The sequence below is a fragment of the Domibacillus mangrovi genome (assembly GCF_001906925.1).
Lineage (GTDB): Bacteria > Bacillota > Bacilli > Bacillales > Domibacillaceae > Domibacillus > Domibacillus mangrovi.
In genome coordinates, this window is record NZ_MRWQ01000028.1 from 1 (window position 1) to 13,668 (window position 13,668).

The following is a 13,668-nucleotide window of genomic DNA, read 5'->3' on the forward strand; positions in this document are numbered from 1 at the left end:
TATTCAAGTGGAAAAATTGCCAATACCAATCAAACGATGACCGTATTGGTGCTATGAATCTACCCCGAAAAGGAATTTAACACATTGGGGTAGTTGCCACAGGAGCATGACTCTTGCGGCAGGGGCGAAGTCAACCGTCCTTATGTTCCACCACGCTAAGGTAGGAGAGCCTTGCTCGTTAGTACTGCTGGGTAGGAATAAGCGTAATGGCTATCTATGAGGGTAGATGCACTGTCGAACTCTGACAGACGCAAGCCCCCACTTCAATCAGACCGAAGGTCGATAAGTGGCGGGTTGTTGACAGCTTATTATCCCGACGAAAGGATCGATTTGAAGATCACTCCAAATGATTTTTTAACACCGGGGGAACCCCATCCATATTGCTATTAAAGAAAATAATATTGTAGTATCTGAAGTGCCCGCATCGTTATTCGGTGTCGATTTTACCGCATGTGCAATCCCTGTTACCGATAATAATGGCGTGGTCATAGGTGGATTAGGAATAGGTATTCAGAGGAAAAATCAACAGTTGTTAAGAGATATTGCTGATCAACTCACGAACTCACTAACCTCAGCCAATCAAAAGCTATCCAGTATTACAATAGGTGCAGAAAAATTGTCTAATTTAAATCAAGCCTTATTAAATCAGGCGACTGATACTAAGCAAGAAGTGAATGAATCGAAAGAATTAGTTTCCTTTATCAAGAATATTGCTGATCAAACAAATATTTTAGGTTTAAATGCTTCGATTGAATCGGCACGTGCAGGACAATGGGGAAGAGGATTTAGCGTTGTTGCCGATGAGATTCGAAAGCTATCCATAGATACTAAGTCGTCAACAGCGAAAATCAATGAAACGCTTGTTAGCATAAACCAATCTATGGAGAAGATTTATAAATCGATCTCACTGATCAGTGATGTTAGCGAAGACCAAGAAACTGCTACTGAAAAAACACTATTACTGATGAAGGAAATCGATAGCATGGCTAACCAATTAAGGGAATACGCTGCGTTGGTTTAACGTATTTCCCGCAAGAATTCTCCTTCCTCAAGCGTGTGCAGAGCGATAGTCCAACGGTAAGAAGGTTGTTGTAGGGCATTCGTCTACAACGTAAAATCTTCAACGTTCTATCGCCCCACGCTTACCGAGGTAGCGAAAACTAAGCGAAAGTAGGGAGCGTGGCGAGTCAACGTACAAGTAACTTCTAACCGTAGGGACTACAGAGTGAGCTTGGTAATGGTCATTGGCTCTTTTTCTTGATCCATTCTTTGTATTCAGATTCCGTATATTCGTCCGTTTTGACAACCGTCCAGCGATCATTTTTAAGCTTTAGAGAAATCTTGATTAAAAGTTCCCCTACGGACTCATCAAAATCATTATGCACATAACCAATACCGCCATGAACCAGAACAATGACCTCTTCGTCGTTTATAACCTTTACTTTCAATCGGTCACGACTTTCAATGCTATAATTGGCATCTATCAATTTAAAACCTTTGTTTAAGGAGTCAACTTCATATTTCTCCACATTAACACCTTTATAAAATTCTATCTGTTATTTTACAATTTCTCCACGCTATCTGAACTACTTACTTTTCAAAAGCGTCTTTCTGCATACTTTTCTATCCATTCAGCAATTTCTTCTAACAGAAGCGGCGGCTTCTTTTTCACCATATGCACCGTAAAATCCTCCGCTTCCTTTTCATCAGCTCTTAATTGGTAACCATTTATCCATAAAAATTGATACAAAGCAATAAAGCTTGTTCTTTTATTCCCACCAGCGAATGGATGATTTTTAGCAAGGCTCTCATACAATGCCGCCGCTTTCAGCCAAATGCTTGGATAAGCACCTTCACCAAATACGCTTTGTTGCGGACGATAGACTGCACTTTCCAATAAACCGGGTTCTTTCACCCTGATTTCTTCCAATGGCGTATATTTCTTAATAACAAGGTAGTTTAGCGTGATGATCTCTTTTTCTGTTAAGAACTTAGTCATTGTTTATCTGTCCGCTAAATTTCTTAATGTATTATCATAATCATTAAAAACCTGTTTCAATCCATCCAAAAAATCTTGGTCAATTCCTTCTAATCCGTCCATATTCAAATTCACATTTTTTTTGAAAGATACCTTTCCGCCTTCTTCTAATTGAAATGATACCTCATCACCTTGTTTAATACCTATATGATTCAATACTTCCTGTGGAAGCGTCACGCCTAAACTATTGCCGATTTTCGTCACTTTTCTTTCCACTTCTTTCACCGCCATTTTATGTCCTCCTTTTATCATATCCAATTAATATATTTTTTATAACCGTTATAACAATTATAACATATTAAATAAATAAACACTAAAAGGTATTCAATAAGCGGTATTCATCAATTTATTACCATAAATTACATGTGTTTTCCAAATTTTATGGCCCATACTAAAACTCCTCTTTTATCGTTTTCCGACATTCATCTCCCTCTTCAATCGTGTGCAGGGCGTAGCCCAACGATAAGGGGGAGATGAATGTCGGTAGGCGTTAGCCTAAAGATTACTTTTCAAGGCCTTTTCGTATTAATTCATATACAGCACCGGCAAAAGTTAAGATGTTTTGTTTTTCCTTGTACTCTTCAATCCGTATGACTAAATCAACAGGAAATTTAATCAGTTTAGAAACACGTTCCAATTATGTTCACTCCCCTTTAAAGTATATACCTTTGACATATACTAAAAGGAGGTGAAAATCAATGTTGGTAAATAAAGCATATAAGTTCCGTATATACCCGACTAAAGAACAGGAAATTCTAATCGCTAAAACAATCGGTTGTTCAAGATTTGTGTTTAATCATTTTCTTGCAAAGTGGAATGATGCCTACAAAGAGGCGGGAAGAGGTCTAACGTACAACTCCTGTTCTGCTCAATTAACACAACTCAAAAAAGAATTCGTTTGGTTAAAAGAAGTGGACAGTATAGCGATTCAATCATCATTGAAAAACTTGGCTGATTCGTATACACGCTTCTTCAAGAAACAAAACAAAGCACCTCGTTTCAAGTCTAAAAAGAATAACGTGCAATCGTATAAGACAAATATTCAAGGTAAACAACAGTTGCCTGAGAACATGATTCATAAAAATAAGATGAAGTTACCTAAACTTGGATTAGTAAAGTTTGCTAAAAGCCGTGAAGTCAAAGGTCGTATTCTGAATGCGACGGTTAGACGAAATCCAAGCGGGAAATATTTTGTGTCCATTCTTGTTGAAACAGAAGTACAGGAACTCCCTACAACAAATTCATCTGTTGGTGTCGATGTAGGACTGAAAGACTTTGCGATTCTTTCTGATGGAACAGTGTACAAAAATCCGAAGTTTTTTCGTTCGCTTGAAAAGAAACTAGCAAAAGAACAAAAGATACTATCCCGCCGAAAAGAGTGGGCTGTGAATCGAAAGTGTCCACTCCATGAAGCGAGAAACTATCAAAAACAAAAGGTGAAAGTGGCTCGTATTCACGAAAAGATGACGAACGCACGAACGGACTACTTGCATAAAATCAGCACCGACATCATCAAAAACCACGATATGATCGGGATCGAAGATTTGCAAGTGTCCAATATGTTAAAAAACCACAAGTTAGCCAAAGCAATCAGTGAAGTATCTTGGTCACAATTCAGAACAATGCTTGAGTACAAAGCAAAATGGTACGGCAAACAGGTTGTTGTTGTTGGAAAAACATTTGCAAGTTCTCAGCTATGCTCTTGTTGTGGCTATCAAAACAAAGACGTTAAAAATCTCAATTTGCGTGAATGGGATTGTCCAGAATGCAAAACTCATCACGATAGAGACATGAACGCAGGACAAAATCTTAAAAATGAAGCATTAAGACTTCTAACCGCAGGGACTGCGGGGCTAGCCTACTAAATAACTGACGGGTACGTTGGTGATCGTAGGAATCCCCCACTTCAAACAACCCGTAAGGGTGTTAAGTGGCGGGTAGTTCAAGATGAGTCTGCTGTAGAGCACAAAGCATGGTAGCTATGTGTCTTTTTTACTTTTATAAACAAAATATTTCACTTTGCTTAAAGTATATTCTCCATTTAATTTGCTTAACGTTGTAAATCCGCATTTTCCTGAATAGAATGCTGAAAAGAGATCGCAAACTGGCATCTTTCCTCAAAAAATGATCGTGATCTAGCGCAAACTGTGCTGCTTTTCACGAAGAATGGCTTCCAGTTTTGCTTTTTCTATGAGAAATAGTTCGTCATGATCTGTGTCTGATACCACCTGATCATTGCCTTGTCTTTGCTGCACAAACCATTCTGGTAGTTGTTCTGTCCGAATGGCTTTTTTTATGGCAAATGAATACTGTTGTTCCTGGCCAACAGCTGTTTCTAAAGAGGTTTGATTACTTTGTTCTTGTACCTTTTTGAACTGATTACGAAGCGTGCCAAAGAAATAACCGTCAAAAGAGCCTTTGATCCGGTTATGCTTATGAGCAAAGATCGTATCCTTAAATGATTTCATGACAATGAATAGGAGTTCTTCCTGAGATAGATTGAGTGAGCTTGTACGATAAGCTCGTTGTGTTTTTCTCCATAAACGATCAATCACCTTTGCATCATCGAAAAAGGGACTCACTGCTTGTATAAACTCTTTCGGAACATATGAAGGTGTAAACGTATGATCTAATACGTGTTCTTCCTTACGTAAGGTTTTAAAAGATTTTAATAAAGATATATAAGAGGTAGAGTCTTTTTTTGCGCTTTCGTCCTTACTCCGACAAGGGGTTTCGTCCTTTTCAGCTTGGCAATCAGTTTGGCAAAGGCTTAATTCAAGCTGCTCTTCCCAATGAGAAAAATACGGATGATCGACAAAGAGATGGACCGGTGCGCTCCGTCCATTCTGTGTGCTGGACCGACGATAAATAGTGAACATCACCCCTGCCTCACGCAGCATTTTAGTCACGTTCCGGATCGTCTTGTCGGATACATCGAATCGATCCGCAAAATAGTGATCCTTCGCAAAGTAGAAGCCACGCTCGGATGCAAACCAGCACATCATATCAATCGCTTGGCGCGTACCTTCTTTCAGCCGCCAGTAGCGTTCGCCATACGCCTTTTCCACGGCCTTTAAGAGGGTTGATTTCATGGATTGTTGCTGCTCGTGATTCTCTGCATACACCTTGCGGCTCATCATTTGTTTAAATTCTTTATTGGATACGAGTTTGCTTATTGTCATGTTTTTTCTCCTTTTGAGAAAACAAAAAAGATGCATTTACCGTATATAAAACGGTAAACACATCTTTTAAATGACGATAAAAGAGACACTTCCCCTTGAAATTTACGTTTAATCCCCGTATAATACAGGCATCAATATAAAAGAAGGCGAAAGCAAGTGTTTACCGTGGTGTGTTCACGGTGGACGGTTATAGGTGGCTGCAACCACACTATAACGCGCTTTTGCTTTTTTTATTTTCCGTTCGATTTAATTGACTCTATTTATAGCAAACTTTCAGACTTTATACAAGTGTTTACAGTTTTAGAATGCTTTTCTTTTATACAATATGGGGGAGTTTCACATGCCCATCAAGCTAACAACGTAAACGGATAGCATTTTTTCATTTTGGAATATGATTTTAACTTAGCTTGATGGGCACCCCACTACGCTCTATGCAAAAACTTTTTCATCCAAAATCTCTCCAAATCCCTAAAAACCCATTAGACTTTTCACCAACTTTTTAGTAAATTATATAAATATAATTTCTGTGCATTTCGTGAGGATGGGGGAAGAGATGGCAAACACACAATTTTACAAACGTTTATTGGAAAACTATGATCACCAACAGCTTAACCGGAATGGAGTATGTGGAGAACGCTTGGCGAAGCGACTTGCTGAGATGGCAGAGATTGGCTGGACGGAAGACGGGGGTTCTCACCGGATTGGCTTTTCGCAAGAAGAGAAGGAAGCGAAGCAGCTTGTGATGCAGTGGATGAAGGAAGCCGGGTTAGACGTTACCTTAGATGGTGCCGGGAATGTGTATGGTCGCATGGAAGGACAAAACGAGCAGATGCCAGCACTCATGTCGGGTTCCCATGTTGATACGGTGCCAAATGGCGGCCACTTTGATGGTGTATTAGGAGTCCTTGTAGCCCTTGAAGTGGTCGAGTCATGGAAGGAACAGAAGTATGCTCCTGAGGCTCCTTATGAAGTGGTGATTTTTACGGATGAGGAAGGCTCGCGCTTCCATGATGGATTTACAGGAAGTCGGGCGGCTTTTGGAACCATAGATGAATCAACACAGCGAAAAGTCACTGATTACGAGGGGGAACCTTTTGAGCTGGTTCTAAATAAGGTGGGGCTATCAAGTAATCAGTTTTTTTCAGCGAAAAGAGATTTGAAGGAGATTGAGGCATACTTCGAAGTCCATATCGAACAAGGAGTGATCCTTGAAAATGCGGATCTTCCCGTTGGAGTTGTCAGCGGCATTGCAGGCCCTTGTTGGCTCGAAATGAAATTTATGGGTGTCGCTGGACATGCTGGCAATACACCAATGGACAACCGCCAGGATGCGCTTGTGGCTGCTGGAGAGTTGGTTAGTCAAATTCCAACTCTTCCGAGAAAAGTGAGTCCAACAGCCGTTGCGACAGTGGGCAAGCTTGAGGTGAAACCGAATGGCATCAATGTGATCCCAGGAGAAGTCACGATGTATGTCGATATTCGTGATATCAATGGATTAGCGCGGGATGAGTTAATTCAACTCGTTCTGGACGAGGCAACGAGCATTAGCCAAAAGTATGGAATCAATTATGAATGGAACCAACTTTTGAAAAATGAACCTGTTCCGTTTAAAGCAGACATGATTCAGAAAATAAAAACATCAGTTGAAGAAAACGGAATTCGACCACTCCTTTTGCCAAGTGGTGCTGGTCATGATGCGATGATTCTCGGATCCCATGTACCAACCGGGATGATTTTCGTTCGCTCAAAGGATGGACTTAGTCATAATCCCCTTGAGTGGTCTTCTTTAAATGACTGCGTCCAAAGTGTTCATGTTTTAAAACATATGTTAGAAAATTATTGGAGTGAGTAAGGTACCCTCACTTGAACGAAAAAATTTAAAAAATTTTTTTTGATAAATAACAGCTGAATAGGGAATGTTACAAATGCTGAAATCCTTAGAGACACAAGGATTTCAGCATTTTTTTTATAAAATCATAAGGGAAAATGAAGGGCGAAATTTGTGTAATCAATAAGTTGAACTAGAATATTTACAGTCTCTACTTTCAGTGTATACACATTCAGTAAAAACCGTTGAAAGGATGAGCGATGATGAATCGAGAACAGGCGATCAACGAACTGAAGGAAGCCATGAAAAAAGCGCAGGGACGACGTGATTTCGAACGATATCAGGCTGTTCTCCTGTTTCTAGAAGGCTACCAGAAAAAAGAGATTGCTCAAATTATTGGCCACTGTTCTCACTCGATTGGTCTGATTCGTTATCCAACTGGCCAAATTGTGATGATACTGGACAATGCCCGCATTCACCACGCGAAACTCATCCAACCGTTTCTTGAAACAAACCGTGGCTGCCTGAAGCTGATCTTCCTGCCACCTTACAGCCCGTATCTTAACCTAATAGAGGGGTGGTGGAAATATAAGGAATAAACCGTTATCTACAACGTCTTTTTTGGCAGCGTGCAGAAAATCGTGTTGGCCGTCCATGCTTTTCTCCGCTATGCTAGCGAGCGTGTGGAAGAAGTCATCAACCGGCTCAATTAAATTTTCAACTTATATGGTAATTAATATTCGGAATATTTGACAAAAAAGGTTTGCCTACAAAGAGATTATGCGTTAAAATATCAACTATTGATAACCCATTATCAATAGTTGGGAAAATAATTGGAGAGGGTGTAACGAGATGAAAAAATTATTAAAAAGTTCCATGATGATTGGTTTTGCTTCCCTGTTTATGATTGGTTGTTCTAGTGGAGGATCAACCAACCTAGAAGAAGGTGGGACAATCACGCTTGATTTAGGACATGGCGGGAGCACAGATTCTCATCTTAACGAAGCAGCGAAGAAGTTTATTGAATTAGTTGATGAAAAGTCAGATGGACAAATTATTATAAATAATCACCCGAACTCAGAATTAGGGGCGGAACGTGAAATGACCGAATCGGTTCAAAGTCAATTGCTGGATATCGCGATTGTGTCTACAGGTCCGGTTGGGAACTTTGCGGATAAAGTCAATGCTTTAGATTTCCCATTCTTATTTGATGATCGTAAGCATGCGGAGAAAGTATTAGATGGACCAGTTGGGGAAGAAATCAATCAGCAGCTGGAAGAAGTGAATTTAAAGAATTTGTACTGGGTCGATAATGGATCCTACCATATTGCGACAAATGACAAACCGATTCGGACTTTAGCGGATATGAAGGGCTTGAAATTTAGAACTCAGGAGAACCAAGTTCAAATTGATACGATGAATGCATTAGGTGCAAAAGCGACACCAATTCCGTTTAGTGAGCTTTTCCTTTCAGCGCAACAAGGAGTTGTTGATGGTCAAGGGAACTCATTAGCGGTGTTAATACCAAATAGCTACTACGAAGTTCATAAGTATTTAACGATTACGAACCATATGTACTCTGCTGGATTGATTTTAATGAATAACGATCAATTCAAGTCTTATCCTGAAGATGTTCAGCAAATCTTATTAGATGCAGCGAAAGAAGCTGGAACGCATGAAAGAGAATTTGTTCAACAGTTGAATGCTGAATATTTAGAAAAGGCAAAAGCAAATGGAATGGAAATTATTGAGGGCGTTGATTTAGAACCATTTAAAGAGGCCGTTCAGCCTGTGTATGAAAATCATGCAGACAAATATGGAGAGCTTCATCAGATCATCCGAGAAAATAAATAACTTGAATCATCAACTTTCTATAGAAAGTTGATCTTGGTGTAAGCCCAGCATGGACAAATATGGAATAAGATGCAATGAAATTAGCAAATTCTCCGAAGAGATACTGACGTATTTCAACATGTGAAATCCTACACCAAGCGATAACAAAAGAAAGACTCATAAAGTGGAGCCTGAAAGAGATTTCCCAACTTTATGAGTCTCAATACTTAAAAGGTTGGACCGCCGTATACGGATCCATACGTACGGTGTTGTGAGAGGTCGGAGGTTAGTCACCTCCTCCTATTAGATTTTGATGATCTCTTGGAAATGGGGGAATGCAGATGACACAATATATTAAATTGGTTGATACTTTAAATAAATGGATTAAGTCCTTTATTGGTCTGTGTTTAGGTATTATGTCCGTTGTTATTGTAGTACAAGTCATATCGAGGTACTTTTTCGGAGAAGCCTTTACGTGGGCGGAAGAGTTGTCGCGTTACTTAATGGTGTGGTCGATCTTTTTAGGCGCTGCAATCGCATTGCGGAATCATTCTTTGATTGCCTTAGAGTTTATTGCGGAGAAACTGTCGATTTCAGCAAAAAGAAAGCTCAAAATTTTTGTCTATGTTGGGGCGATTGTCTTCTTTGCCATTTTATTTTTCATGGGGATCCAAATGATTGGAAATGTTCAATTTCAGAAGTCACCAGCGTTGCAGATTCCGATGTCGATTCCGTATTTGGGGATTCCGATTGGGGCGTTGGCGCTCGCGTTGAATGCTTTGGCGGTTTTCTTTGAACTCATTATTAATAAAAATCCTCCAAAAGAAAGGGAGGGGATTGTGTAAATGGTATACGTTTTATTAATCAGTCTTGTCGCATTTTTAATTCTTTCTTTTCCGATTGCTGTTGCACTTGGATTATCCTCCATTATTGCAATCCTTTTTTCAGGAACGATTCCCTTGCAGTCCATTGCCCAAAAGGCCTTCACGTCGGTTGATTCTTTTACGTTAATGGCGATCCCATTCTTTATTTTAGCAGGAACCTTAATGGAAAAGGGTGGTATAGCAAAACGCCTGATTCGCTTTGCCAATTCATTAGTGGGTTCGATGACAGGTGGTTTAGGGATGGTTGTCGTGGTCACTTCAATGTTTTTTGCTGCCATCTCGGGATCGGGGATTGCTGCAACAGCTGCCCTAGGTTCGATTTTGATTCCAGCAATGGTAAAGAATGGATATGATCGTAGCTATGCGGGTGCGCTTCAAGCGATATCTGGAGAATTGGGCGTTATTATTCCACCGAGTGTATCGATGATCTTATTCGGTGTCGCAACTGGTGTCTCGATTAGTGATTTGTTTTTAGCTGGAATTATTCCAGGGATTATGATTGCTCTATCCTTAATGGCTGTTGTGTACGTGATCTCGAAAAAGCGTGGGTATAAAGGCGACACGAACATGCCAAAAGGTGAAGTACTTGCTGCTTTCAAAGATGCGCTTTTAGCGTTGTTAATGCCAGTCATCATTTTAGGCGGAATTTATGGCGGGGTCTTTACTCCAACGGAAGCAGCAGCTATTGCTGTAGCTTACTCCTTAATTATTAGTATGTTTGTTTATAAGGAAATTAGAGTAAAAGATTTGATTGGCATTTTATCGAAATCGATGATTACAACATCAATTGTCATGTTCATTATTTCGACGGCTGGTATTTTCAGCTACATCTTAACAAGAGAAGGAGTTCCGCAGAAAATTGCCGCCTTTTTCTCTGAGGTGACAACATCGCCAATTGTCTTCTTACTTATTATCAATGTTGTTCTGTTAATTATTGGGATGTTCTTTGATGGAAGTATTGCAATTATCATTTTAGCACCGTTATTAACACCTGCTGCAATAGCTTTAGGAATTGACCCAATTCACTTTGGAATGGTCATGATTGTAAACTTGGCAATTGGAATGTGTACACCACCTCTTGGTGTAAACCTGTTTGTGTCCTGTCAGATCGCGAATATAAAATTGGAACAAATATCCAAAGCGGTTTTGCCATTCTTAGCGGTTATGATTGTCGACGTGTTGTTAATTAGTTATATTCCACAATTAAGCTTGTTCTTTGTTGAGTTATTTAAATAGTGGATTGATGTGAATTTATGGAGGGGATCTCATTGAGTAGTACATTTTCGATTAAAGGAAATATTGTATTGCCCACAGAAGTGTTGTTTGATTCGTATGTAACAGTAGAAGCTGGAAAGATTATTTCAATTGCTAAGGAACCACAGAGTGTGGACGTGATTGATGCGACGGGGCAATATATTTTACCCGGTGTAATTGATGCCCATGTTCATTGTTATAGTGCGTTGACAGAAGGGTTCACAACTGCGACGAAATCGGCAGCCGCTGGTGGGGTTACAACGATTATTGAAATGCCGTACGATGCAGATAAGTTAATTTGTACAAAAGATTTATTTGATGAAAAGATCGAGCTTTTAGAAAAAGAAGCCGTCGTGGATGTTGCGCTACTTGCGACGATTGCTCCAAAGGATGGAGTAGATCAAATTCCGTTATTAGCTGAATCAGGTGCATGTGGCTTTAAAGTTTCTTTGTTTAATACGGATTCGGTTCGTTTCCCGAAGATCGATGAAGGGGAACTCTATGAAGCTTTTAAAGAAATTGAGAAAACTGGTCGTCCAGTTGGGGTTCATGCCGAAACGGATTCAATTGTTCGGAAGTTCATTCAAAAGTATGAAGGAGAGGGCCATGACGCACGGGCTCATTGTAAAAGTAGACCAAAAGTAGCCGAATCAACGGCTGCATTGACCGTGATGGAATTAGCTCATTACACAAACGTAAAGCTTCATTTATATCATTGTACGTTCCCAAGAATTTTTAACTTAATGGAGTATTATAAAAGTCAAGGCACAAATGTTACTGCGGAAACTTGTACGCATTATTTAACCTTGAGTGAAGAGGATATGCCTGAGTTAAAAGCAAAGGCGAAAATTAACCCGCCATTGCGTTCTCGTGAGGATATGGATGTTTTATGGGAAATGCTAGCCAAGGATAAAATCGATATGGTGACATCGGACCATGCTCCATGGACATTGGATAAAAAACAAGCTGAAAATATTTTTGAAAACTCTTCTGGTGCTCCAGGAGTTGAAGCACTATTGCCTGTTTTATATAGTGAAGGTTTCGCAAGAGGAAGAATCTCCTTATTACAACTCGTGAAGGTGTTGAGTGAAAATCCAGCTAACTGTTTTGGTTTAGGGCACCGCAAAGGGAAAATCGCTGTTGGTTATGATGCGGACCTCGTCATCTTAAATCCAGATGAAGCATGGACTTTAGATGAAACCAAAATGCACTCCGCTGCCGGTTGGAGCCCTTACCACGGAATGGAGATGTGTGGTAAAATCAAAAAGACATTTGTAAGAGGAAAAGAAGTCTTTAATGAAGATGTAACAGGGCAGCCTGGAGATGGCTCGTTTATTCCTGCTGTTCATACGCGGGAGGTGTAAAGAATGAATTATTTTGATCAAAATGATGAACGATTAAAACAGGACATTCTTACCTTGGCGGAAATGATTAATGAAGAGGTTGAAGGTTATACGAGAAGGCCTTTTACAAAATGGTATGAACAAAGCAGAGAGTGGCTTGCTGACGAAATGAAGAAGTGTGGTCTAGATGTTCAGATTGATGCGGCTTCCAATCTGATTGGGAAACTGGAAGGAAAGAACAAGGACTTGCGTCCCATCATGATTGGCTCTCATACGGATACAGTGACAGGCGGCGGAAGATTTGATGGCATTATCGGCGTTTTAGCTGGAATCGAGATTGCGAGACAACTAAAAGAAAAGAAGATAGAACTAGAACATCCGTTATGGGTTGTTGATTTTACCGCAGAAGAGCCGAGTGAGTTTGGCATTTCCACAATTGGTAGCCGCGGAATGGTCGATAACTTATCAGATGAGATGTTGCAAAGAGAAGATCCGAACGGTCTCAAGTTATATGAAGGAATTCAGATGGCTGGTGGCCGTCCTGAAGATATTTCACATAAAGCTTTAAAACAAGGTGATGTTGCTTTATATTTAGAATTGCATATTGAGCAGGGGCCTGTTTTAGAGCAAACGAATCATGACATCGGGGTTGTAACGGGAATCGTTGGGATCCAGCGCTATCAAATTGTTGTCAATGGCCAGCCAAACCACGCAGGAACAACACCGATGAATATGCGCTTTGATGCCTTAACAGGTGCGTCCGAACTTGTCTTAGCAGTTGAGAAGATTGCAAATCAGCCGTACGAAGAGCAAGTCGTCGGAACGGTTGGAAGACTATTTAATGAACCAAATGGCTCGAACGTTGTTCCTGGCAAGGTGGTTTTCGATGTGGAATTGCGCTCTCTTAGCACAAAGGTGATCGAGCAAATGGTCGAGCAAATCAGTGCAGAGGTTGAGAAGGTAGTAGCTAAGCGTAACTTGTCGATTTCGGTTGATAAATTATCTGAATCAGATCCGATTATCGTCAGCGAGGAAGTCTGCCAAGGAATTGAAGCAAGTGCCAAGGTAGTTGGCAGTACGTTGAAGTTACCAAGTGGTGCCGGACATGATGCCAATCAACTTGCAAGAATTGCACCAATAGGAATGATCTTTGTTCCGAGTAAAGATGGGAAAAGCCATTGTCCGGAAGAATGGACAGATTATGAACAAGTGGCTAAAGGTGTACAAGCGTTAGGAAATGCCTTGGTGCATTTTGATAAAAACCTTATCAAAATAAAACAGTAAAATAAATACATTTCCTTAATAC

13 protein-coding genes and 1 pseudogene are annotated in these 13,668 nt (G+C 40.2%); 9 read left to right on the forward strand and 5 right to left on the reverse strand.

The window, feature by feature from the left end:
• The first annotated feature begins 415 nt into the window (after positions 1–415).
• Positions 416–1,021, forward strand: a complete 606-nt coding sequence (locus BLL40_RS16135) for a methyl-accepting chemotaxis protein (protein ID WP_073712876.1) — start codon at positions 416–418, stop codon at positions 1,019–1,021.
• Between the two features lie 220 nt (positions 1,022–1,241).
• On the opposite strand, the gene BLL40_RS16140 is transcribed toward BLL40_RS16135, so the two are convergent.
• The 4 genes from BLL40_RS16140 to BLL40_RS18090 form a co-directional block, all read right to left on the reverse strand.
• Complete coding sequence (locus BLL40_RS16140; protein ID WP_073712877.1) at positions 1,242–1,529, reverse strand: hypothetical protein; 288 nt, start codon at positions 1,527–1,529, stop codon at positions 1,242–1,244.
• A gap of 68 nt (positions 1,530–1,597) precedes the next feature.
• Positions 1,598–1,999: a type II toxin-antitoxin system death-on-curing family toxin gene (locus BLL40_RS16145; protein WP_073712878.1), complete on the reverse strand. Its 402-nt coding sequence runs from the start codon at positions 1,997–1,999 to the stop codon at positions 1,598–1,600.
• Between the two features lie 3 nt (positions 2,000–2,002).
• The gene (locus BLL40_RS16150) at positions 2,003–2,269 is read right to left on the reverse strand and encodes an AbrB/MazE/SpoVT family DNA-binding domain-containing protein (protein WP_073712879.1); all 267 of its coding nucleotides are present in this window, start codon (positions 2,267–2,269) and stop codon (positions 2,003–2,005) included.
• 271 nt (positions 2,270–2,540) lie between these two features.
• Positions 2,541–2,675, reverse strand: a complete 135-nt coding sequence (locus BLL40_RS18090; RefSeq protein WP_281247281.1) for a hypothetical protein — start codon at positions 2,673–2,675, stop codon at positions 2,541–2,543.
• A 61-nt stretch (positions 2,676–2,736) separates the two neighbouring features.
• Here BLL40_RS18090 and tnpB point away from each other — a divergent pair, with 61 nt between their 5' ends.
• Entirely contained in the window at positions 2,737–3,903 is a 1,167-nt protein-coding gene (gene tnpB / locus BLL40_RS16155) for an IS200/IS605 family element RNA-guided endonuclease TnpB (RefSeq protein ID WP_073712880.1), read from the forward strand.
• 270 nt (positions 3,904–4,173) lie between these two features.
• Here the strand turns inward: tnpB and BLL40_RS16160 are convergent, their stop codons facing one another.
• Positions 4,174–5,220, reverse strand: coding sequence for a hypothetical protein (locus BLL40_RS16160; protein WP_073712881.1), 1,047 nt, complete (start codon positions 5,218–5,220; stop codon positions 4,174–4,176).
• Between the two features lie 553 nt (positions 5,221–5,773).
• On the opposite strand from BLL40_RS16160, the gene BLL40_RS16165 reads away from it, so the two are divergent.
• From BLL40_RS16165 to BLL40_RS16195, 7 genes and pseudogenes are all read left to right on the forward strand, one after another.
• On the forward strand, positions 5,774–7,072 hold the full coding sequence (locus BLL40_RS16165) for a M20 family metallo-hydrolase (RefSeq protein WP_073712882.1): 1,299 nt from the start codon (positions 5,774–5,776) through the stop codon (positions 7,070–7,072).
• 278 nt (positions 7,073–7,350) lie between these two features.
• Positions 7,351–7,761: pseudogene (locus BLL40_RS16170) on the forward strand (transposase).
• Between the two features lie 139 nt (positions 7,762–7,900).
• On the forward strand, positions 7,901–8,902 hold the full coding sequence (locus BLL40_RS16175; RefSeq protein ID WP_083566600.1) for a TRAP transporter substrate-binding protein: 1,002 nt from the start codon (positions 7,901–7,903) through the stop codon (positions 8,900–8,902).
• 320 nt (positions 8,903–9,222) lie between these two features.
• Positions 9,223–9,726 (forward strand): TRAP transporter small permease, encoded by a 504-nt coding sequence (locus BLL40_RS16180; RefSeq protein ID WP_073712884.1) that lies wholly within the window; start codon positions 9,223–9,225, stop codon positions 9,724–9,726.
• Positions 9,727–11,001, forward strand: a complete 1,275-nt coding sequence (locus BLL40_RS16185; protein WP_073712885.1) for a TRAP transporter large permease — start codon at positions 9,727–9,729, stop codon at positions 10,999–11,001.
• Positions 11,002–11,033: 32 nt separating this feature from the next.
• Positions 11,034–12,383 carry a dihydroorotase gene (locus BLL40_RS16190; protein ID WP_245797981.1) on the forward strand — a complete coding sequence of 450 codons (1,350 nt, stop codon included), beginning with the start codon at positions 11,034–11,036 and terminating at the stop codon, positions 12,381–12,383.
• Positions 12,384–12,386: 3 nt separating this feature from the next.
• Positions 12,387–13,646 (forward strand): Zn-dependent hydrolase, encoded by a 1,260-nt coding sequence (locus tag BLL40_RS16195; RefSeq protein ID WP_073712887.1) that lies wholly within the window; start codon positions 12,387–12,389, stop codon positions 13,644–13,646.
• Positions 13,647–13,668: the final 22 nt, after the last annotated feature.

What these genes read in the sequence shown, in the direction of transcription:
- BLL40_RS16145 (WP_073712878.1), bottom strand. Translation starts at nt 1,999, where the DNA reads ATGACTAAGTTCTTAACAGAAAAAGAGATCATCACGCTAAACTACCTT.
- BLL40_RS16150 (WP_073712879.1), bottom strand. Translation starts at nt 2,269, where the DNA reads ATGGCGGTGAAAGAAGTGGAAAGAAAAGTGACGAAAATCGGCAATAGT.
- tnpB (WP_073712880.1), top strand. Translation starts at nt 2,737, where the DNA reads ATGTTGGTAAATAAAGCATATAAGTTCCGTATATACCCGACTAAAGAA.
- BLL40_RS16160 (WP_073712881.1), bottom strand. Translation starts at nt 5,220, where the DNA reads ATGACAATAAGCAAACTCGTATCCAATAAAGAATTTAAACAAATGATG.
- BLL40_RS16165 (WP_073712882.1), top strand. Translation starts at nt 5,774, where the DNA reads ATGGCAAACACACAATTTTACAAACGTTTATTGGAAAACTATGATCAC.
- BLL40_RS16175 (WP_083566600.1), top strand. Translation starts at nt 7,901, where the DNA reads ATGAAAAAATTATTAAAAAGTTCCATGATGATTGGTTTTGCTTCCCTG.
- BLL40_RS16180 (WP_073712884.1), top strand. Translation starts at nt 9,223, where the DNA reads ATGACACAATATATTAAATTGGTTGATACTTTAAATAAATGGATTAAG.
- BLL40_RS16185 (WP_073712885.1), top strand. Translation starts at nt 9,727, where the DNA reads ATGGTATACGTTTTATTAATCAGTCTTGTCGCATTTTTAATTCTTTCT.
- BLL40_RS16195 (WP_073712887.1), top strand. Translation starts at nt 12,387, where the DNA reads ATGAATTATTTTGATCAAAATGATGAACGATTAAAACAGGACATTCTT.